A 21,269-nucleotide genomic window follows, 5' to 3' on the forward strand; every position below is an offset into this window, starting at 1 on the left:
ACCCTCTCCTAAGTTTATGGAAAGAGGATCGGATTTTCTTATCATATATCTATTGGTTTTGTTTTCAGCGTAAACTATAACCCTGCCTGATCGATACTATGATAACCGTTCAGGCAGGGTTTTCATGTGGTGCGTATGTCCTTAACTCTGCAACGTCTCCCACTCTTCCATCAGCGACTCATTCCGCTTATTCAGCGTGTCTATCTCCTCCTGAATCTTCGCTGCAGCCACATGGTCGCTGTAAACTTCTGGTTCGGCGAGCTTTTGTTCGAGTGCGCTAAGCTGTGCGTCTGTTTCCTCAATCTCCTGCTCAATCGCTTCAATCCGTCGCAGTCGTTTTCGTTCTCTTTTTTGCGCTTCTTTGTCTTGCTGGAAAGACTGCTTTTTGTTGATGGGCTTATCTATGACTTGAGGTGCTGTAAGTGCTGCGCGTTCCGCTTGGGCTTGTTTTTTCTCGATATAGTCATCATAGTTGCCGAGGTAGTTGGTGACCGTCCCGTTTGCTAGTTCAACGATACGGGTAGCAAGGCGGTTAATAAAGTAACGGTCGTGTGAGATGAATATGATTGTTCCCGGATAGTCAACTAGTGCTGCTTCCAGCACTTCCTTTGCTTCTAAATCAAGATGGTTCGTCGGCTCGTCTAGGAGCAGCACGTTTGCTTGTTGGAGCATTAACTTAGCTAACGCCACACGGGCTCGTTCGCCACCGCTTAATGAAGACACTGTTTTTAAAACATCGTCGCCGCTGAAGAGGAATTGTCCTAAAGTGGTGCGGATTTTTTGTTCAGGGAAGGAAGGATAGTCATCCCACACTTCTTGTAAAATCGTTTTCCCGCTTGATAATTTGGCGTGTTCTTGGTCATAGTAACCGAGAATGACGTTGCTGCCAAAGGAGATCGTGCCAGTTTGCGGTGTCAGTTGCTTTGTGATCGCCTTTAGTAGTGTCGATTTGCCAGCACCGTTTTTACCAATAAAAGCAATGGATTCACCACGCGTGAGTGAGAGGTTGAGTCCGGAGAAGATTGGTTCGTCTTCATAAGCAACAGTTAAATTGTCAATGGTCAGGACATCGTTTCCCGTTTGTTTTTGGATCGTGAACGAAAAGGTTGCTTGTTTTTCGCTTCCTTCTGGCCGGTCTAGTCTATCCATTTTTTCAAGCTGCTTGCGCCGGCTTTGGGCGCGTTTCGTTGTGGAAGCGCGCGCTAAGTTTTTTGCGACGAATTGTTCCATGTTTGCGATGGCAGTTTGTTGTTTCTCGTATTGTTTTAAATCTTGTTCATAGCGACGCGCTTTTTCGGTCAAATAGTAGCTATAGTTTCCTTTGTAAGTCGTTGTCCGTGTCCGTGATAATTCTATGACACCCGTTGCAATCTTGTCTAAAAAGTAGCGGTCGTGGGAAACAATAAGGATAGCGCCTGTATAACTTTGTAAATATTGTTCGAGCCACGTTAATGTTGCCATATCTAAGTGGTTTGTTGGCTCATCGAGGACGAGCAAATCGGGCTTAGTTAGGAGTAATTTTGCTAAGGAGAGGCGCGTTTTTTGGCCGCCACTTAAAGTAGTAATGGGTGTGCTGTAATCAAATGTCGCAAAGCCAAAACCGGAAAGGATCGTACGAATATCCGCTTCATATTGGTAGCCACCTTGGTCTTTAAACGCGATTTGCATTGCATCATACGCCTGAAGTCGTTTTTCGGCTGCACTAGGCGGCTCATTGGCAGGGGGAGTAGCCATTTCTGATTCTAGTTGCTGTAAACCGACTTCCATTTCTCTCAGTGATGAAAAAACGGTACACATTTCATCCCAAATAGATCGCGTCGAGTTCAGCGCGGTATGTTGCGCCAAGTATCCGATGGTCACATGCTTTGGTATGGAGATGTCTCCCTCATCAACGCCAGTCTCACCAACGATTGCCTTTAAAAGCGTTGATTTACCTGCACCATTGCGCCCAACAAGAGCGATGCGTTCTTTTGTCTGTATTTCTAGTTTTACGTTATTTAAAATCGGTGTCGCACCGAATGATTTTGATACTCGGGCACATTGTAGTACAATCATAGTAGAAGGTCCTCACGTTTGTTATTAGTATTGTCTTTTAAGTGTACATCAGATTGCCTAAAAATCTCAACAACTGAGATGGGAAATGGTGTACAATAGAGGCAAAGGTTGTCCACCGAAGACAGATATTCATCGATCGCTGGCATCAATAGCTGCATAGATGTTTTCATGCTAGGGAGTGGATGGAAAGCGCGATTGCTCTACCATCTGATGTCTCGTATCAGGAAGGAGCGGTTATGAAGTCTGAACAGCCAAAGATTCCCCAGGCGACGGCGAAACGTTTACCATTATACTATCGCTTCCTCGAGAATTTACATATGGCGGGGAAACAACGTGTTTCGTCGACGGAGCTGAGTCAAGCATTAAAGGTAGATTCAGCGACAATTAGACGCGATTTTTCTTACTTTGGTGCACTAGGCAAAAAAGGGTATGGTTACAATGTCCAATACCTGTTATCATTTTTCAGAGAGACACTCGATCAAGATGAACGCACAAATGTTGTCGTTGTCGGTGTTGGAAATTTAGGGACGGCATTGTTGCAGTATAAATTTTCTAAGAGCAACAATACAGTCATTACCCATGCATTTGATGTCGACCAAAATAAGATTGGCACGAAGATTGGTTCTGTACCTGTGTATGACTGGGCAGCGCTCGACCAAGTTGGCTTGCAGCAAGCGGCAATTGCGGTGTTAACCGTTCCGGCGGCGCAAGCGCAAGCAAGTGCAGATAAGCTTGTGGAAGCAGGGATTCACGGCATTTTAAATTTCACGCCTGTACGCCTATCAGTGCCTGATCATATTCGGGTTCACCATATAGACTTAACGATTGAACTACAAGCACTTGTTTACTTTTTGAAACATTATCCATTATAGAAGGAGGGATGACCGTATGCCTGGACCTATGAGCCTTATTATTATTGCGCTTGTTGCTTTGCTTATTTTTGGCCCGTCCAAGTTGCCACAACTTGGCAGAGCAGCAGGGAATACATTACGTGAATTCAAAAATGCAACAAAAGGACTAGCAGATGACGATGATAACAAATCCTCAAAAGAAAAAGCATAATCAAGCGACGCAAAAAGAGATGTCCGTAATGGATCACGCCGCAGAATTGCGGCGGAGGATTCTTGTGATCCTGTCTTTTTTTGTCGTAGCGTTGATAGGCGGCTTTTTCTTGGCGGTACCGCTCATCCAGTTATTGCAAGAAGCGCCGCAAGTGCAAGAGATGTCACTCAATGCGTTTCGACTGACGGATTCATTATGGGTCTTTGTCAACTTTGCCGTGATTACAGCCGTCATTTTAATCATTCCTGTCATTTTGTATCAGCTATGGGCGTTTGTCTCCCCAGGGCTGAAGGAAAGTGAACGGAAGGCAACGCTCGCCTATATTCCGATTGCGTTTTTCTTGTTTCTTGGTGGGATAGCTTTTGCCTATTTTGTTTTGTTGCCGTTTGTCATCGGTTTCATGAGTACGATGGCAAGTCGGTTAGACATTGAAGAAATGTATGGGATTAGTGAGTACTTCTCGTTTTTGTTTCAGTTAACGTTACCGTTTGGTGCTTTATTTCAATTGCCGGTTATCGTGATGTTTTTGACACGGCTAGGTGTCGTCACGCCGGCACTGTTACGGAAAATACGGAAGTATGCGTATTTTGTTTTGCTTGTCATTGGTGCATTGATTACACCACCGGATTTACTCTCACATTTGTTGGTGACGGTCCCAATGCTCATTTTATATGAAGTAAGTATTGTGATTTCAACAGCAACGTACAAAAAATACCAATCAAAGTAGAAATATAAAAAGCGATCTTCTCATCACTAATGATAGGAGATCGCTTTTTTCATGCAAGGATTATTTCTTCTTTTTGTTTAATAAAAGACCGAAATGAACGTACCGGTAACTTGTTAAAAAGGCATGGGCTGCGATGAAAGAGAACAGGATCGCAAAAAATCCCCACCCTTCTTCATTTACACGATTCACCGCAAAGAAAATAAAGGCAAAGCCCATCGCAAAAAAGAGTACACCGAGTACGTATGGAGAAATTTTCATATTACACCCCTAGTAGAAATGGAAAAATAAGTGGTATCGTTTGTCCGTGGCGTTCTAAATATTCGACAATCTGATCGTAAAAGATGACTTGCGTAAGAATCACAAAACTATTGAGTGAAACATGAGCGATGATCGGGACAATTAATCGTTTCGTATGCGTGTATAGAAAGGCAAACGTAAATCCCATTGTTGTATATAGTAACATATGCTCAAAATCCATATGCACAACAGCGAAAACGAGTGAACTTGCAAGTGCGGCAATAAAAAAGTTTGTGCGGACATACAGCCAGCCAAAAATCGCTTTTCGGAAAACGATCTCTTCAATAATGGGTCCAAGTACTGCAATGACAAGTATCATCGCCCAAAAGTCGCGGGCATAGCTAACGAGTTCTGCAGTATTTTTAGAGCCAGGCTCAATTCCGAATATATAGGTCTCGATCAGTCCGGCGGTCATTTGTGCAACAAAGACGATGACGACACCAAGTGCTGACCAACCAATTGTACTGCCAATCGTTGACTTTTCCCCGGGTAAGTCGCCTCCGCGTGCAGAATCTTTACGTAGTAATAGCAACATAACAAGCAGACCGATTGAAAAGCTGATGACAGCAGTCAGTCCCAAGAGCACGGAACCATCGGCAATATCGAAGAAATGAGATAAACTGCGGGCGACGACGAACATGAATCCAGTTTGCATCACAATATACGTCAATACAATAAGAAAGTATCGTTTTGTCACGTTTAAACTCCTTTATTCAGTGGCTATGCCTTTCATTATATCATAGCATCGTTCGATTAGAAAAATATCTAGCGCATTTCTTTATGAACCAACAAAGGAGAATTCGTTCTACAATGTTTCGGACATGCATACCATGGTTCATGTATGAAGATATGCAGGAAAGAAAAAAACAAAAAAATTTTGCGCTTTCCTCTTGCAAAATCGATGTAAAATGATTATCATAGTAGTTGTGTTAGCACTCGTTTGATTCGAGTGCTAACAAAGAGACTACATATGTCATCAAAGGAGGGTATTTTCCATGTTAAAACCATTAGCAGACCGCGTGGTAATTGAGCAAATCGAATCAGAGGAAACGACTGCGAGCGGGATCGTTCTTCCTGACTCTGCGAAAGAAAAGCCGCAGGAAGGGAAAATTGTGGCTGTGGGTACAGGTCGTATCACAGATGGCGGAGAGAAAGTAGCACTTGAAGTACAAGAAGGCGATACAGTCATCTTTTCTAAATATGCAGGTACGGAAGTTAAATACGAAGGTAAAGATTATCTCGTTCTTCGTGAGAGCGACATTTTAGCAGTCATTGGTTAAGGAAATTTTGAGATACAGAGGAGGCTATTCAAATGGCGAAAGAAATTAAGTTCAGTGAAGACGCACGTCGTTCAATGCTAAAAGGTGTAGATACGCTTGCGAACGCAGTAAAAGTAACGCTTGGTCCAAAAGGACGCAACGTTGTACTTGAGAAAAAGTTTGGTTCACCGTTAATTACCAATGATGGTGTAACGATTGCAAAGGAAATCGAGCTTGAAGATGCATTTGAAAACATGGGTGCGAAGCTTGTTGCAGAAGTGGCGAGCAAAACAAATGATATTGCCGGTGATGGTACAACAACAGCAACGGTTCTTGCACAAGCAATGATCCGCGAAGGCTTAAAAAACGTGACATCTGGTGCGAACCCAATGGGCATTCGCAAGGGAATTGAAAAAGCAACGAATGCAGCTGTGGAAGAGCTTAAAGCGATTTCTAAGCCAATTGAAGGAAAAGAATCCATCTCTCAAGTCGCGGCGATTTCTTCTGCTGATGAAGAGGTTGGAAAAATCATTGCTGAGGCGATGGAGCGCGTTGGTAACGATGGCGTCATCACAATTGAAGAGTCTAAGGGCTTTTCTACTGAGTTAGAAGTAGTAGAAGGGATGCAATTTGACCGTGGTTATGCGTCTCCGTACATGGTTTCTGACTCTGACAAAATGGAAGCGGTGCTTGAAAACCCATATGTTTTGATTACAGATAAGAAGATCAGTAACATTCAAGAAGTATTGCCTGTGCTTGAGCAAGTTGTTCAGCAAAGCCGTCCGATCTTGATTATTGCTGAAGACGTGGAAGGCGAAGCACTTGCGACGCTTGTTGTAAACAAGTTACGTGGCACGTTCAACGCTGTTGCCGTAAAAGCACCAGGGTTTGGAGATCGTCGTAAAGCGATGCTTGAAGATATTGCGATCTTAACAGGTGCTGAAGTGATTACCGAAGACCTTGGTCTTGACTTGAAATCAGCAACAATTGATTCTCTTGGTCGCGCGGCAAAAGTGGTTGTGACGAAAGAAAACACAACAGTTGTTGAAGGTGCTGGAAGCCCAGAGCAAATCTCAGCGCGTGTTGCGCAGTTGAAAGCACAAGTTGAAGAGACAACGTCTGAGTTTGATAAAGAGAAGTTACAAGAGCGTTTAGCGAAGCTTTCTGGTGGGGTTGCAGTGCTTAAAGTTGGTGCAGCAACAGAAACTGAAATGAAAGAGCGTAAACTTCGCATTGAGGATGCCTTAAACTCAACTCGTGCAGCAGTAGAAGAAGGCATTGTTGCAGGTGGTGGCACAGCATTAATTAATGTGATTAATGCAGTCAAAGCGGTTGAAGCAACAGGTGACGAAGCAACGGGTGTAAACATCGTACTTCGTGCGTTAGAAGAGCCAGTACGTCAAATTGCACATAACGCTGGATTAGAAGGTTCAATCATTGTTGAGAAGTTGAAAGCTGAGCCAGTCGGTATTGGCTACAATGCAGCAACAGGCGAATATGTGAACATGGTTGAAACAGGCATCCTTGATCCTGTGAAAGTGACACGTTCTGCATTGCAAAACGCAGCAAGTGTATCTGCGATGTTCTTGACAACAGAATCTGTCATTGCTGACAAGCCAGAAGAAAATGCTGGTGGCGCTGGTGCTGGCATGCCTGACATGGGCGGCATGGGTGGCATGGGCGGTATGGGCGGCATGATGTAAGGTAGCTGACCGCAGCGCATGATAAACAAAAAGCTCTTCATAAGCTCGCCGAGCTTATGAAGAGCTTTTTTACGTTTAAATATTCCTTGAAAAGAATATTCTCTTTATGGTATATTGTGTTTACCAGTAAAGAATTGAGGTGAATCAGGATATTCAAGAGATGAAGATCACGATATTCAGTGCATTGGCCGATCATAATCGGTTACGTATTGTGAAGCTCCTGCAAGGTGGTGCTTTAACCGTAGGAGAGATCGCCACCTTACTAGAGCTTCGTCAACCACAAGTCTCGAAACATTTGCGGGTATTGTTCGAAACTGGTTTCGTTCAAGTGCAGGCTGATGCGAATCGTCGGTATTATCACCTTTGTCCGGAACCTTTTCAGGAAATGGACATATGGCTTTCGGGTTATTTGAAAATGTGGGAAGAACGTTTTGAACGTCTCGATCATTATTTGGAAAGGGTACAATCAAAGGGTATCAAATCAGATGAGGAGGAGTGAGTGGATGACACAGCAAGAATTTACAATGGAACGCGTGTTTGATGCACCGCGCGAGTTGGTGTTCAAAATGTTTTCTAAAGCGGAACATCTGAAACATTGGTGGGGACCTCGTGGTTGGGTACTGCCGGTTTGTCACCTTGATTTTCGTCCAGGAGGGACATGGCACTTTTGTATGAAGTGTGTGGAAAAGAACCAAGGTGAGGAGGAGTTGTGGAGAAAGGCCATTTATAAGGAGATCGTCAACGGTGAGAAGATTGTCTACACGGACTATTTTTCTGATGCGGAGGGCAATGTGAATGAAGCGCTGCCTGTAGGGGAAGTCACATTGTATTTTGAAGCACATGAAGGGAAGACAAAATTAATTGTCGTTGTGAAATATCCTGCTGCCCGAGCACTCAAGCAAATATTGAATATAGGGATGGAAGAATGGTTTAATCAAATGTACAACTGCCTTCAGAAGCATATGATAGAGAATGTTTTTCACGTTCGGACGCGAAAAATGATCATACGGAAAATGCACGTGCAAAGGCAATCCATCACTAGTCGTTAGAAAGAACAGAAAACGATCAACCATATAGGGTTGGAGGGCGCGATGCTCAAACTTCTCAAGGATGGGACGTATATTAAGTATTGGTTAGCGGTCGTGCTCGCTTTTTTAGGTGATGGAATTGCTCGAATAGCCGTTATTTACTTGATTTCAAAGATGACCAATGATCCGTTTATGATTGCGCTTGTCATTTTCGCGCAATTAGTACCGTCTGCTGTCCTAGGTGTCTTCGTCGGTCCGTTAACCGATCGTTTTCCGAAACGATTAATTATGATCTTTGCTGACATCGCTCGGGCGATCTTGATGCTGAGTATGATTTTCTTTATTCATTCGCCGTGGATGTTACTGCTTCTCGTGTTACTCACGGGTGTTGCTAAAAGCATCTTTGAACCAGCACGTATTGCTTCAGTTCCGCCATTGTTGGGAACCATAGCATCCCGACAGCGATTGCGCTATTCCAAAGTACGGTGCAGACAATCAATATCGTCGGTCCGATGCTTGCTGGTCTCTTGCTCGTCATCGATCAGCCGATGCTCCTCTTCTCGATCAGTGCAGCGACCTACCTTTGTTCCGCATTGCTTCTAAGCAGTATCGGTGTGCTAAAAGAAGATCAGAAGGCGCAAACGAAGCAGCTGTCTGAGCCATATTTTGCGTCGTTGAAAATGGGGATTCAAGGAACAGTTGAGATTGCATCTCTGCGGTTCTTGTTGATCTTTATGATCCCGGTCATGTTGGTGCTAGGGCTGTTTCTCACCAACTACAACGCATTGTTATTGCAGGAGTTTCAAGCGAATGCTTTTCATTTTGGTTTGCTAGAAACCGTATTCGCAATTGGTGCGATTGGTGGCGCGTTGTTTGGCCCTAAGCTCATGAGTCGTTATTTGGGACCGGGTTTGCTCTCCATAATGTCAGTTTTCCTATTTGGAATGGTCATGATCGCGGTTGCACCGCTGACATTTCTGCGCGAGGCGAGCGGCTTGTTGCCAGTATATGGCTGGTGTGTGGTTGCAGGTTTGGCTCAAGGGTTGTACAATGTGCCACTTGGTGCCACCTTTTTGATGAAACTACCAAAAGAATTGGTCGGTCGTGGATTATCCTTATTTAATGCTGTGATGAATCTTTGTATGATTATTGGTGTAATCGTCGGTGGTTGGCTCGCGCGGCAGGTTGGGATCTCGACAGTCTTAATTTATGCTGGTGTACTGTTAGTCGTTATTGCTGTCTCCTTCCGCATGATGAAGGGGTATGGTGAGCTACAAAAAGAGTTGCTTCAGCAAAAAGCAGCGAATCGAGTAATAAAGGAGGAAATGATGTGAAGATTCTAATCTTAGGAGGAACAAGATTTGTTGGCCGCCACTTGATCGATGCAGCACTTGCGCAAAACCACGAGGTGACGTTGTTTAATCGCGGCATATCATCTACAAAGCCTTTGGCGAATGTTGAGGTGCTGCACGGTGATCGTAATGTTGATGTAAGTTTATTAGGGAAAAGACAGTGGGATGCAGTGATTGATACGTCTGGATATTGGCCAGCGCAAGTGAGAAAAGCCGTCGAACAATTGTCTAATAACGTTGGTCATTATACCTTTGTCTCTAGTTGCAGTGTTTACCGCGACTTTTCACAACAAAGTATTGGGGAATCTTCGGATGGACTTACATTGACGCCGGAGCAGCTTGTTGCACTCGACCGGCATGATGTGGATCATGATAAACAGATGGCACATTACGGTGCCTTAAAGTATCATTGTGAGGATGCGTTGCAGCAAATGATGCCTGGACGATCACTAATCGTCCGCCCTGGCTTGATCGTCGGTCCGTATGATCGTACGGATCGCTTTGTGTATTGGATGCGGAGACTGCTACGTGGGGGAGAGGTGTTAGCACCCGGACGTGCAGAACGGGCGATTCAAGTGATTGATGTAAGAGATTTGGCGAAGTGGATAATAGATCGAATTAAATTTTCGACAATAGGTACCTTTAATGTGGCTGGTCCTGACTATAAATTGACAATGGGTGATTTCCTATCCACTTGTCGTGACACGATCGGTATTTCTGGAAATTTCACTTGGGTTGACGATGATTTTTTGCGAAAGCACGATGTGCAACCATGGGTAGAGATGCCGCTCTGGATACCAGAAAAGGCTCACGGTGACCAACCTGATCTGAGTGGTTTCTTTTCATTAGAAATGACCGAAGCGATCAAGTTGGGTTTTACTTTTCGCCCGCTCGAACAGACGGTGCGTGACACGGTGCAATGGCTACAAAACGACCCACCTGAAGTGCTCGGGAGTTTGAAAGAAGCGCGTGAACAGGAGTTATTGAGATTGTGGCATGTTTGAGATGTGGGAAAAATGTGTTGATTTCCTTGATGAGTACATCATGGCGATATCGTGATTTAATATGAGGATGTTTGAAGAAAGGATCTGAGACGATGGAAAGTCACCGAGCAAAGACGATGTATGATTATCATGTGTGGGCAAATAAGCAACTGATCAAACATTTGAAGCAACTACCAGAGCACGTGTATCATGAACATGTAAAAAGTGTATTTGATTCTATTTCAGAAGTAATGACTCATATTTATGGTGCAGATATTGTATGGTTGGAGACGATGAAAGGAAGTACCTTTGAAGAGTCTGCAGAGGAAGTGTCGCGTCGAAAAGCAGCAGTATCAGGCGTATCAATCAATGAGCTGGAGGCTTGCTATGAGGCGCTTTCAGAAGAATATGACCGCTTTTTTGCGGAACAAGATGATCTCGAGCGAACGATTGTTGTCGAGCACCCGAAACGGGGACAAATGTCATTTGTTTTAGCTGACCTCATTCATCATGTTGTCAATCACGGCACGTATCATCGTGGGAATGTGACAGCGATGCTCCATCAACAAGGAGAACAAGGTGTACCTACAGATTACGTCTCTTTTTGTATGAACAAAGGATAGACGTCTTACAACTGTTAATAAAAATGTCATTTATTAGGCGTGCAAGTGATGCGCGCACAACCCCTCATTTCGGTTATAATAGAAAAGGCAGTAGAAGAAAAAGGAGTCGATAAAAATGAGCGAAATGAAACATACAGCACATATTAAACCAGAGGGCGTAGAAATCGCTGAGACGGTATTGCTACCCGGAGATCCACTGCGAGCGAAGTTTATTGCCGACAATTTTTTAGAAGACGTTGTTCAGTTTAACAGTGTCCGGAATATGCTCGGTTATACTGGGACGTATAAAGGGAAGCGTATTTCTGTGATGGGCACCGGGATGGGCATGCCAAGCATGGGCATTTACTCTTGGGAGTTAATCAATGTCTTTGGTGTGAAGAATTTGATTCGTGTAGGCTCTTGTGGGGCATTACAAGATGATCTTGATTTATATGATGTCGTGTTGGCAATGGGCGCATCAACAAACGCCAATTATGCGAGCCAATATAAGTTGCCAGGTACGTATGCCAACATTGCTTCGTTCTCATTGTTAGAGAAAGCGAAAAAGATTGCTGATGAAAAAGGACAAGCGGTGCATGTTGGTAATGTCTTATCCAGTGATATTTTCTACAACGCGGATAAAGAAGCAGCAGGTAAATGGAGAGATATGGGTGTCCTCGGTATTGAAATGGAGGCGGCTGCACTTTATATGAATGCAGCGCACGCGGGTGTGAACGCATTATGTATTTTAACAGTGAGTGATCACATTTTCACGCAGCAAGAAACCACACCAGAAGAGCGGGAAACATCATTTACGAAGATGATGGAAATTGCATTGGAGTTAGCTTAAAGAAACAAATAACCTCTTTGCCAGTCGGCGGAGAGGTTATTTGTTTCTAATAGACCTTTTGCGTGTTTTCTTAAAAAATAGTTTGCTGATCAATAATCCAATGAGCGCACCTATAAAAGTACCTGTAGTATTTAATATGACATCATCAATATTAGACGTTCGTCCAATAGCCAATACGTACTGAGCGGTTTCAATTCCTGTAGAAAAAAGCATACCCAAAAAAGTAATGGTCCACACGCTCATTTTCCGATGAAAACGAAGAGCAAAGAACAAACCGAAGGGCATAAACAGGATCATATTAAATCCTATAAGGCGAATGGTTACACTCGCTGTAATCGAGTACTCTAACAAATGAAGAATACTTGAAAAGGGCTTTAGTTGTAACGTTTGCGATCTCATGCCATATATTGGGAGGAGTGTGACCAATAGGATTCCGATGATAGACAAAATGAACAGTGCACCCGTTGAAGAAAAGAAAAAAGCTTCTCGATGAGAAAGACCTTTTTTTCTTTGGTGTTTGAAATGCAGCCAACTAATACCTAGAACGAACGGAATCATAACAGTGAAGATAGGGATGACATCGCTAAACGAATACCAAAGTTGTTCCATGAACAAATCCTCATTTCTCGGTGATCTCATCTGCATATCTTAACGGGGATAAGTGTGATTGTCAATCATTTATCTTTTGCTAATTTGTCCATAGAAAAATGTGATGACTGGTTAGAATGTGGTGTGTTATGATAGCGATGATCGGGCACACTCGTAAGAGAAGTTGTTCATATCCGATTTGTTATTGAACTGTGTGAAGGGGTGGAGGTAAAGATGGCGAGAAAGAAAAAGCAATTTGCTGTCATCGGACTAGGTCGCTTTGGCGGAAGTGTTTGTAAGGAATTGTTTGAGATGGGTCATGAAGTGCTCGCAATTGATCAAGATGAAGCAAGAGTAAATGAGCACGTAAAATTTTCTACCCATGCGATTCAATTAGACAGCACGGACGAAAAAGCGCTAGAAAGTGTTGGTATGCGGAATTTTAGTCATGTCGTTGTCGCCATTGGTGATAACATTCAAGCGAGTATTTTGACGACACTCGTCTTAAAAGAGATGGGGGTTGAGAAAGTATGGGTGAAAGCACAAAGTTATTATCATCAAAAAGTGTTAGACAAAATTGGTGCTGATTTGGTTGTTCATCCGGAATTCGATATGGGTAAAAGAATTGCACATAATATTAGCTCTGAAAAAATTATTGACTTTATCGACCTCTCTGATGACTATAGCATTGTAGAGCTTTTGGCAACGAAAAAAGTTAGTCGTCGGACGCTTGTACAGTTGGATGTACGTGCGAAATATGGTGTCACCATTTTAGCCATTAAGCGCGGTGAGGAAATGAACATCGCACCATTTCCAGAAGACGAGGTGCATGAAAGCGACATTTTAATTGTTGTGGGTCATAAAGATGATATTGACCGTTTCGAGGATGAAGGCTTGTAATATACGTTACATGTTATGTGAACCTAAACATAAGGTATTGTTTGCAAAAAAAAGCAGTTGACCTGTAATGGGCAACTGCTTTTACATAAGTGGTTTTGTTTGCCGTGCCCAGTAAATAAAAGGAATGGCGAGTGCAGAAACAAGGAATTTCAAAATATATGTGGTCAGTGCGATTTGTAGCCAAATAGACAACGAATATTCGCCCACAAAAGCGATTGTACAAAAGATCAGTGTGTCAAATGCTTGTCCAATTAAACTAGAAGCACTGTTACGAAGCCAAAGAAGTGAAGGCTTAGGGAACATTCTTTTAAAGAAAGCAAAGATGTAGACATTGAGCATGTTGCTGATTAAATAAGCAGCAAGGCTAGCGGCAGAAATTTTGACGGCAAAATTAAATAAAAATGCGAGGTGAGGTTGCGCTAAGTCTTCATTATGAGGTGTGAAATAAAGGACCATTTGCATGATGACTGTCGAGATCAATAGGGCTGAAAAGCCAAGCCAAACGGCTTTTTGTGCGAACGCTTTCCCGTACTTTTCGTTCAAAAGATCGGTTGCAAGAAAGGTCGAAGCATACATGACGTTACCAAGCGTGGCGACGAGACCGAACACTTCAATCGTTTTTGTTACTTGTATATTGGCTAAAATCGTCGCAAAACCGATCCAACTAAATAGACCAGTCTTTCCGTATAGTTTATAGAAAATGACGAGAAAGATGAAGTTCAGTAAGGCAAAAAGTAATCCATATAGTTCTGTCGGCATATGCAGTGCCTCCTTTCTTTTACGATGTAATAAACTTACACGAATCAGCATTAGAGCCATATTTTATCATGAAGTCAGGTAATTGTATAGGAAGGAAAAACTTTTCTTCCTTGTGAGCAATCATTGATGTATACTACGAGTGTAGTCAAAATATCGAGGAGAGACAGCTGTGTTATTAGGTGTTATTGTCAATGCATGTGCAATCATTGTTGCAAGCCTTATGGGGGTGCGTATTCGGCGCATTCCTGAACGAATAAAATTACTTGTTATGCAAGCTTTATCATTGTCAGTCATTGTAATGGGGATCAATATGGCACTTTCGAGTGAACAGTTTATTATAGTGATGGCCAGTTTATTAATTGGTGCGGTCATCGGTGAGTGTATGGATATTGATAAGCGATTAAATCAAGTAGGTATGTGGATTGAGGCGCGTCTCGGTAAAGCAGCACAAGGCTCTTTTTCTCAAGGGTTTGTGAGTGCGACATTGATTTTTGCAACAGGCGCCCTGGCAATTTTAGGACCTTTGGACAGTGGTTTGAGAGGCGACCACCAATTACTTTTTACAAAATCATTGATTGATGGTTTTTCTGCGCTTGTGTTTGCCTCAACATTAGGGATCGGAGTCTTATTTTCGGCTATTCCTGTTTTTTTATACCAAGGATTTATTGCTGTTTTTGCAAGTCAAATTCACGCATGGGTACCACCAGCATTGATGGAGACGTTGATTGCGGAATTGACTAGTGTTGGAGGCGTGTTTATTGTCGCCATTGGACTAAACTTGCTCCATGTTACAAAAGTAAAAGTCGCAAACCTTTTGCCTAGTTTAGTGATTGTGGTTGTCATTGTGAGTGCAATATATGGTGTACAAGTTTTATTTTAAGCGTCTTAGCCGTGGTGGCGAGGCGCTTCTACACTTATATAGGAAAAAATCGAGGTACGCTCCTATGGGCAGTTGCATACGCTAATAACGTCTAAAGGAGGCGTGAAGCAGATGGCGATGACCACGGGTGATAAGTATTTGAAGCGGATTGCGCAGTTGCAAAGTGAAGTTTGGTTAGAAGGGGAATGTATAAGAGGTGGTTTGACGAAACATGCGGCGTTTAGGTCTGTGTTGCAGGCAAAGGCAAAGTTGTATGATATGGTACAGGAACCTGCTCATCAGTCTCTGCTGCAATCATCAGATCATACAAGTAATTTTACATTTGAAATGCCACGTACGAAAGAAGACTTAGTAAAGAGAGGGAAGGCAACGCGTCTTTGGGCAAATGAAGCGGCAGGTGTACTAGGGCGTTCGCCCGATTATGTGAACACGATTGTGACCGTTTTGGCGGCGTCAAAAGCTTATTTTTCCCAGGCAGGGGTAGAGTATGGTGAAAACATACAGGGGATTTACGAACGTGCCGTCAAACATGATTATACGTTTACACATACATTTGTCAACCCACCTATTAGCCGGAAGCCTTATTACCCAGATGGTGAAAATCAAGAAGTGCCCATTGCAGCAAAAATTATAGACGAAACAGCGGAAGGTTTGGTGATTGATGGGGCACGTTTGCTTGCGACACAAGGGGGCATGACAGACGAGATTCTTGTTTTACCGTCGACAGCGTTTGTTGATAGTGACTATTTATATGGTTTCGCCATTCCTTCCGACACGAAAGGATTGCGGTTTTTATGCCGACCATCAGTTTGTAAAACATCTGTTTTTGATTATCCTTTATCGTCTCAATTTGAGGAAGGTGATGCAATTGTTGTTTTTGATCACGTGCTTGTCCCGTGGTCACGCGTATTTTTGTATCGCAATGAATTGTTGACAAGTGATCTCTTTTCGAAGACCGGTGCAGAAGCTTATATGCTTTACCAAGCGGCGAATCGACAAGTTGTGAAGACGGAGTGGTTACTTGGCTTGGCGCAAGCGCTTGTAGATGTCATGGGTATTGAACAGCATCAGCATGTACAAGGAAAGATAGCCGAAATGATTATTGCTTTAGAGGCAATGCGTGGGTTTGTATGCTCCGCTGAATCGCAAGCGCAAGTAAATGAATTTGAATTGATGGTGCCGAAGATAGAGCCGTTGCGAGCTGCCGTTTCTTACTACCAAGCAACATATCCACGGCTGGTGGAGATGTTGCAGTTGTTGGGCGCAAGTCATTTCATTGCAGCACCAAATGAACAAGACTTTGCTTCCCCGATTGCCTCTCAGCTGGAGCGGTTTGTGCGCGGCGAGTCTACGACCGCAAAAGAGAAAACACAACTGATTAGATGTATTCGTGATATGACGATGACGGAGTTTGGTATACGGCAAACACTATATGAACGATACTTTTTCGGGGACCCTATACGTGTGTTGTCATCATTGTACCATCTGTATGAGCCAGAGAAGGCTGCCTACCGCGAGCGGGTGGAGAGGTTCTTAAAACAATTGCCTCATGAAAAAATACAGATGGATGAGTCTTTCCGTTCCTAGTCATCATGCATTTAATTAGACGCGTCTTTTCTTTGGTAAAAACTAATCGCGATGCCAAATACAATCCCGATGGCAATCCCGATAGGAATGTTCTTTGTCGCAATGCCAACACTGATGCCGATAATGACGCCAAATAGTATGCCAAACGATTCATTCGGTGGTCGACGTTTATTATTGCCCACGAGGCTTTCCTCCCGTCTGAAAAAATGATGTGTACTTATTGTACCGAATGAATAGATGATCGTCAAAAAAAGCCTTTATTTTGAGTGGTATGAGAGCGCTATGACTGCCCCAACGAGGAGAGCTAGGAGAAGGATGGTCATAGAGAGTATACTAGGCACACGAAATAATTTTAGAACCACACCTATGCTGAGAAGGAGAATAATAAAAATGCTGAATCGAGCTTTCATTGAGACACTCCTTTCTGGAGGTATTAAACGAACGAACAAAAATAATTTAAATATTATCATAACATGGCCTGCATATTGGGGCAAGGAAAAGACGCCGACAATTATTGCGGCGTCTTCTTCTTGCGATAAATATGCCAAAGCATGGCGAGTATAAGACCAGCGCTCGACAAGCCAACAGAGAGACGGAAGAAAGGTGGCAAATAAGAGAACCTTACTTCGTTATCACCTTGTGATAGTTGAACACCTAAAAATGCATAATTGACTTGTTCAAGATCGGCTTTTTCCCCATTAACGGTGACCTCCCATCCTTTTTCATATGGAACAGGTACGGTCAGTAGAGAACCGTCCTTCGCATTTGGGACAGTCACATGAAGATGGTGGTTGCTAATGGAAACATCGAGTGGTTCGTTTGTCTCGCTTGCTTCACGTAAGAGATCATATGACTCGCTGTACAACTGAAAATCGCGAAGATCATAGCTTCCTTTAGGGACGCGTAAAGACAATGTGTCACTTGATTGTACCCTAATGGTTAAGTGATTTTCTTCGGTTTTATAAATCGACTTTAGTGACTTTCGGGATGTTTCAAATTCATTCACAGTCAATGGAAAGAGCGGTGCAGTAGCATCTCGATTTTTCAAGTAAAACGAAAGGTAGTCATCGACTTCATTTTCTGCTCGTTCGCCCACTTTAATATCTATGCCACCTTTTTTTTCAGTGACGGTGAGAACACCGTCTTCATATGTCCCCCCAACTGGGTGTATGGTTGCCTGCGGCATTTTGTCTGTCGCGGTTGCATCATAAGTGTCGCGCGCAATCTCATCACGGGCGATGACGCCTGTTAACATGGCGTGTTCACGTTCCAGCATGCTGAGCTCGGCAAGATCTTCTTCACTATAAATTGCGGTAGCGACGCGGGCAAATGGCAAGACAAGCTCATTTTCATATAAATGATATTGATCATTTGTGTCTTTTAAAACAAACCCATATGGAATCGGTGTATCTTCTTTAGGGTCAACGAGCTTATACGTTGTTTGAAATAAACTATGCAAATTCGCGCGATCACCAAAACCGTAGTAGCGGCTCAGACTTTCACGATTCATTGTAATTTGTAGATCTCGGTAGTACAAAAACAATAAATGTTTAGTAAGGATACTTGAATAGACGCTATTCCCATCAAAATGTTGAACAAGAGGAGTGTTGTTACGGACATCAGCGATCCATTCTGTCCTAGGTAAAGGACGATTGTCTTTCATTAAAGCTTTATGAATCAGTTCAGACGGAGTGTGATCGCCATAAGCAGTGCGTTCTAGATAGGACCTTGATGTCTTTTGTATATTGCCGTTTACAAACAAGCGTTCCGATTGATAAACATTGGAAATTACAAGTGTGCCGAGAATCAGTATCGTGATCAATGCACGTTGCGAGCGTTGCCACACACAAAAAAGGGTTACAATGGTAAAGACAACAATCGTCCATAATTGCTGTTCCGTGCGCCAATTCGTTGCGTCAGTGAAAAAGGCGAATAAGAATAAAGTGCTTGTGATGATAAGACTGATCAGTAGTGTTTTTTTCGGGGTAGCACGTAGTTTTGGTAACCCGAATACAACAGCACCAGCGACTGCAAAAGAACCCATATATTCAAACCGAAATTGAGGGGCAGAAAAGCCGTTAAAAGCACTGCCGATGAGGGGGCTGTAATGAAAGATGACAAAGAGCCCGGTTAGTATTGCAAAGAAAAAAAACGGTTTATGTTTATATAGCGTGCGGATCAAGATGAGCACGAGAAAAATAGCTGGAATTAACCACAACTTGCTCGAGTATAAAAGGTTGTCCTGAAGTGTAAAGGCGGCAATCGGTTCAGAAAACGATGGACGATAGTTTTGTAGAAAGCCATGAACCGCGGGTATAAAAGCAACTGATGCGACCATAAATCCGAGTAATAATGCTGGGATATAGAAACGAATTTGCACTGAACGCGTTGCTTGGTCGTTAGGAAAGCGAATGATGAGCCGCATTAACGCATACAGACCGATAAAGATTAAGTTCATGTAAGCAAAATAAAAATTATTAATCAATGTCAGTGCAACAGCAACGATTAACCAAGTTGGTTTTTGTTCACGGATGATTTTCTCTACACCGAGAACGAGCAGTGGTAGCCAGACATAGGCATCGGCAAAGAACTCCCAAAAGGAAACATGGCGGAAGTACATGAGACTCACGCCATAAAGAACTGCACCGACAAAAGCATATCGCCACGACGCGCGCATATAACGGAAGACGAGCGCCGACGTAAAAATGACGATTGCAAGCCGAAATGCACTAACGAACACAGCTGCTTGGCCCCAAAAGACAACGGTATCGGCATGAGCGAAGAATCCAAGCCACTGTCCAACATAAATCGCTATACACGTGATCAGAAAAAGTACGTTCGTGGAAAAGTAATAGGCGAGCTGACTGTAGGTGCCACCACCAAGACCGAAGTCGTATGCGTAAAACCAAGCACCATTTTTATATTGTTCAAACAAAAATTGTTTAAATGCCAGCATTTGTTCAGTTCCATCATGAGGACCGACCATAAATTGACCGTGTCCCCATTGGTAAAAGAAAAAAGCGTGTGCGGAGAGCGCAACGACGCCACTGGCAATAAAGAGCCATAAGAGAGTTTTTTTATTGTTCATGAGAGATAACATCCTGTTTTAAAATTTTTGCACTCATAATAAACGTAATAGGGACTGTAAAGAACACCGCGAAGATCGGTGCGAGTACAGGCGCGAGTCCAATCCATTCAACAAGCACATAGACAAGTCCACTAGAAACAGTCAAGTTCACGACTTGCGTCAATGGGAACTGAAAAAATGTTTTCCATGATGGTCGCACATTAAACGTGAAAAACACATTAAGGAAATAAGAGACCACCATACTTAATAAAAAAGCGCAGACGTGAGAAACCATGTAATGGAAAAGAAGCCACTGAGTAAATACTAAATATAATCCATAAAAAATGACTGTGTTTGTACCACCGACAAGAATAAACCGGCATATTTCTCCGTACGGAATTGTTTTACGATTGAATTTGCTCATAACGCTGCCTTTCTTTTTGTTCACTTGTTTCTTTAACTAAATAGTGAGGTCTACGTTTTGTTTCATTATAAATACGCCCAATATATTCACCAACGACACCAAGTGAGACAAGCTGAACACCGCCAAGAAATAGTACAGCTGAAATAATCGTGAAATACCCGGGGACATCAATGCCGGTACGAAAGATTTCAATGAGCATGACGAAAATATATAGCAGTGCGCAAGTGAGTGTGACAGCTCCCGTATAAAGACAAAACCGGAGTGGGCGAACATTAAAAGAGACGATACCGTCAATGCCATAATTAATCAGTTTGGCAGGGGACCATTTAGATTGTCCATTTTTCCGGCACACATTATCATAATAAATGACTTTCTGTTCAAACCCAATCCAAGAAAATAATCCTTTTGAAAAACGGTTCCCCTCACTCATAACAAGGAGTGCATCGACGGCACGACGACTGAGTAATCGAAAGTCGCCTACACCATTTTCCAATTTCACGTCGACAACTTTGTTTATGAGCTTATAGTAAAACCCTGAGACAGTGCTGCGGATAATGTTTTCTCCCTTTCTATTTCTACAAGCAATGACTTGGTCATACCCTTCTTGATACCCTTCTAATAAAGCAGGAATCTTTTCGACAGGATGCTGCAAGTCTGCATCAATAATGATCACACATTCGCCTTGGGCATGCTTGAAACCAGCCAAAATCGCCGATTCTTTACCAAAATTGCGAGTGAAAGAAACGTATTGGACCTCTTGGTGCCAGACAGACAGGCGTTGCAAAAGCGGCAAGGTAGCATCACTACTGCCATCATCAATAAAAATGACTTCCCATGGCTCTTGAAGGAAGGACAGCGTATCTCGAAGCGCAAAATAAAAGGGCTCAATATTTTCCTCTTCATTAAATGAAGGAACGATTACAGATAAAAAAGTTTGAGTCATATGGGCGCCTCCAATCGTATTTTTTGTGAAAAGGGTGAAATGGGCGCATGTGTATAGCATCTCCAGTTTAACAAAAATATTTTACAGTTAGGTTGCAAAAATAACTAAAAATGTGTATCAAAATCACAAAATAAGAGACATTTTTTATAAAAATGACTAGCGCAGTGTGGTTTTTCCCGCTAAACTAGAGGTGTGAGGGGGAA

At 42.9% G+C, this 21,269-nt stretch carries 22 protein-coding genes and 1 pseudogene; 14 read left to right on the forward strand and 9 right to left on the reverse strand.

The window, feature by feature from the left end; translation table 11 throughout:
- Positions 1-141 precede the first annotated feature (141 nt).
- Positions 142-2,055, reverse strand: a complete 1,914-nt coding sequence (locus tag NSQ26_RS00125; protein ID WP_499718707.1) for an ABC transporter ATP-binding protein — start codon at positions 2,053-2,055, stop codon at positions 142-144.
- Positions 2,056-2,291: 236 nt separating this feature from the next.
- On the opposite strand from NSQ26_RS00125, the gene NSQ26_RS00130 reads away from it, so the two are divergent.
- From NSQ26_RS00130 to tatC, 3 genes are read left to right on the forward strand one after another with little or no spacing between them, the layout of a single operon-like run.
- Positions 2,292-2,927, forward strand: a complete 636-nt coding sequence (locus tag NSQ26_RS00130; protein ID WP_090775387.1) for a redox-sensing transcriptional repressor Rex — start codon at positions 2,292-2,294, stop codon at positions 2,925-2,927.
- Positions 2,928-2,943: 16 nt separating this feature from the next.
- Positions 2,944-3,117: a twin-arginine translocase TatA/TatE family subunit gene (locus NSQ26_RS00135; protein WP_090775342.1), complete on the forward strand. Its 174-nt coding sequence runs from the start codon at positions 2,944-2,946 to the stop codon at positions 3,115-3,117.
- Positions 3,080-3,844 (forward strand): twin-arginine translocase subunit TatC, encoded by a 765-nt coding sequence (gene tatC / locus NSQ26_RS00140; RefSeq protein ID WP_245701103.1) that lies wholly within the window; start codon positions 3,080-3,082, stop codon positions 3,842-3,844. Before NSQ26_RS00135 ends, tatC begins: the two co-directional genes overlap by 38 nt.
- A 60-nt stretch (positions 3,845-3,904) precedes the next feature.
- On the opposite strand, the gene NSQ26_RS00145 is transcribed toward tatC, so the two are convergent.
- The gene (locus tag NSQ26_RS00145) at positions 3,905-4,102 is read right to left on the reverse strand and encodes a DUF4305 domain-containing protein (RefSeq protein ID WP_090775341.1); all 198 of its coding nucleotides are present in this window, start codon (positions 4,100-4,102) and stop codon (positions 3,905-3,907) included.
- A gap of 1 nt (position 4,103) precedes the next feature.
- Positions 4,104-4,838 carry a CPBP family intramembrane glutamic endopeptidase gene (locus NSQ26_RS00150; RefSeq protein WP_090775340.1) on the reverse strand — a complete coding sequence of 245 codons (735 nt, stop codon included), beginning with the start codon at positions 4,836-4,838 and terminating at the stop codon, positions 4,104-4,106.
- A gap of 298 nt (positions 4,839-5,136) precedes the next feature.
- On the opposite strand from NSQ26_RS00150, the gene groES reads away from it, so the two are divergent.
- The 8 genes and pseudogenes from groES (at position 5,137) to deoD (ending at position 11,918) form a co-directional block, all read left to right on the forward strand.
- Positions 5,137-5,421, forward strand: a complete 285-nt coding sequence (gene groES, locus NSQ26_RS00155) for a co-chaperone GroES (protein ID WP_090775339.1) — start codon at positions 5,137-5,139, stop codon at positions 5,419-5,421.
- 32 nt (positions 5,422-5,453) lie between these two features.
- The gene (groL, locus tag NSQ26_RS00160; RefSeq protein WP_090775338.1) at positions 5,454-7,103 is read left to right on the forward strand and encodes a chaperonin GroEL; all 1,650 of its coding nucleotides are present in this window, start codon (positions 5,454-5,456) and stop codon (positions 7,101-7,103) included.
- Between the two features lie 160 nt (positions 7,104-7,263).
- A complete protein-coding gene (locus tag NSQ26_RS00165) occupies positions 7,264-7,602 on the forward strand; it encodes an ArsR/SmtB family transcription factor (RefSeq protein ID WP_090775337.1) in 339 nt (112 codons plus the stop codon).
- Between the two features lie 4 nt (positions 7,603-7,606).
- Positions 7,607-8,152, forward strand: a complete 546-nt coding sequence (locus tag NSQ26_RS00170) for an SRPBCC domain-containing protein (RefSeq protein WP_499718708.1) — start codon at positions 7,607-7,609, stop codon at positions 8,150-8,152.
- 93 nt (positions 8,153-8,245) lie between these two features.
- Positions 8,246-9,462 (forward strand): annotated as a pseudogene (locus NSQ26_RS00175) (MFS transporter); the annotation flags it as partial.
- On the forward strand, positions 9,462-10,487 hold the full coding sequence (locus tag NSQ26_RS00180; protein WP_499718709.1) for an NAD-dependent epimerase/dehydratase family protein: 1,026 nt from the start codon (positions 9,462-9,464) through the stop codon (positions 10,485-10,487). The pseudogene NSQ26_RS00175 and the gene NSQ26_RS00180, both read left to right, overlap by 1 nt.
- Positions 10,488-10,579: 92 nt before the next feature.
- Positions 10,580-11,089 carry a DinB family protein gene (locus tag NSQ26_RS00185; protein ID WP_499718710.1) on the forward strand — a complete coding sequence of 170 codons (510 nt, stop codon included), beginning with the start codon at positions 10,580-10,582 and terminating at the stop codon, positions 11,087-11,089.
- A 115-nt stretch (positions 11,090-11,204) separates the two neighbouring features.
- Positions 11,205-11,918, forward strand: coding sequence for a purine-nucleoside phosphorylase (gene deoD / locus NSQ26_RS00190; protein WP_090775331.1), 714 nt, complete (start codon positions 11,205-11,207; stop codon positions 11,916-11,918).
- A 36-nt stretch (positions 11,919-11,954) separates the two neighbouring features.
- Here deoD and NSQ26_RS00195 read toward each other — a convergent pair whose 3' ends face one another.
- Positions 11,955-12,527, reverse strand: a complete 573-nt coding sequence (locus NSQ26_RS00195) for a VanZ family protein (RefSeq protein ID WP_499718711.1) — start codon at positions 12,525-12,527, stop codon at positions 11,955-11,957.
- A gap of 213 nt (positions 12,528-12,740) precedes the next feature.
- Between NSQ26_RS00195 and NSQ26_RS00200 the strand changes: the two genes are divergently transcribed.
- Positions 12,741-13,406 carry a potassium channel family protein gene (locus NSQ26_RS00200; RefSeq protein ID WP_499718712.1) on the forward strand — a complete coding sequence of 222 codons (666 nt, stop codon included), beginning with the start codon at positions 12,741-12,743 and terminating at the stop codon, positions 13,404-13,406.
- Positions 13,407-13,487: 81 nt separating this feature from the next.
- Here NSQ26_RS00200 and NSQ26_RS00205 read toward each other — a convergent pair whose 3' ends face one another.
- Positions 13,488-14,165, reverse strand: coding sequence for a queuosine precursor transporter (locus NSQ26_RS00205; protein WP_499718713.1), 678 nt, complete (start codon positions 14,163-14,165; stop codon positions 13,488-13,490).
- 169 nt (positions 14,166-14,334) lie between these two features.
- Here NSQ26_RS00205 and NSQ26_RS00210 point away from each other — a divergent pair, with 169 nt between their 5' ends.
- On the forward strand, positions 14,335-15,045 hold the full coding sequence (locus tag NSQ26_RS00210) for a DUF554 domain-containing protein (protein WP_499718714.1): 711 nt from the start codon (positions 14,335-14,337) through the stop codon (positions 15,043-15,045).
- A gap of 111 nt (positions 15,046-15,156) precedes the next feature.
- Positions 15,157-16,632: a 4-hydroxyphenylacetate 3-hydroxylase family protein gene (locus NSQ26_RS00215; protein ID WP_499718715.1), complete on the forward strand. Its 1,476-nt coding sequence runs from the start codon at positions 15,157-15,159 to the stop codon at positions 16,630-16,632.
- A gap of 11 nt (positions 16,633-16,643) precedes the next feature.
- Here the strand turns inward: NSQ26_RS00215 and NSQ26_RS00220 are convergent, their stop codons facing one another.
- The 4 genes from NSQ26_RS00220 to NSQ26_RS00235 form a co-directional block, all read right to left on the reverse strand.
- Positions 16,644-16,814 carry a glycine zipper domain-containing protein gene (locus tag NSQ26_RS00220; RefSeq protein WP_141769856.1) on the reverse strand — a complete coding sequence of 57 codons (171 nt, stop codon included), beginning with the start codon at positions 16,812-16,814 and terminating at the stop codon, positions 16,644-16,646.
- Between the two features lie 329 nt (positions 16,815-17,143).
- Positions 17,144-19,720 carry a YfhO family protein gene (locus NSQ26_RS00225; protein WP_499718716.1) on the reverse strand — a complete coding sequence of 859 codons (2,577 nt, stop codon included), beginning with the start codon at positions 19,718-19,720 and terminating at the stop codon, positions 17,144-17,146.
- Positions 19,710-20,123: a GtrA family protein gene (locus tag NSQ26_RS00230; protein WP_499718717.1), complete on the reverse strand. Its 414-nt coding sequence runs from the start codon at positions 20,121-20,123 to the stop codon at positions 19,710-19,712. Before NSQ26_RS00230 ends, NSQ26_RS00225 begins: the two co-directional genes overlap by 11 nt.
- Positions 20,104-21,066 (reverse strand): glycosyltransferase family 2 protein, encoded by a 963-nt coding sequence (locus tag NSQ26_RS00235; protein WP_499718718.1) that lies wholly within the window; start codon positions 21,064-21,066, stop codon positions 20,104-20,106. The genes NSQ26_RS00230 and NSQ26_RS00235 overlap by 20 nt, the downstream gene beginning before the upstream one ends.
- Between the last annotated feature and the right edge of the window lie 203 nt (positions 21,067-21,269).

This window comes from Bacillus sp. FSL W7-1360 (assembly GCF_038592975.1).
GTDB lineage: Bacteria > Bacillota > Bacilli > Bacillales > Bacillaceae_D > Shouchella > Shouchella lonarensis.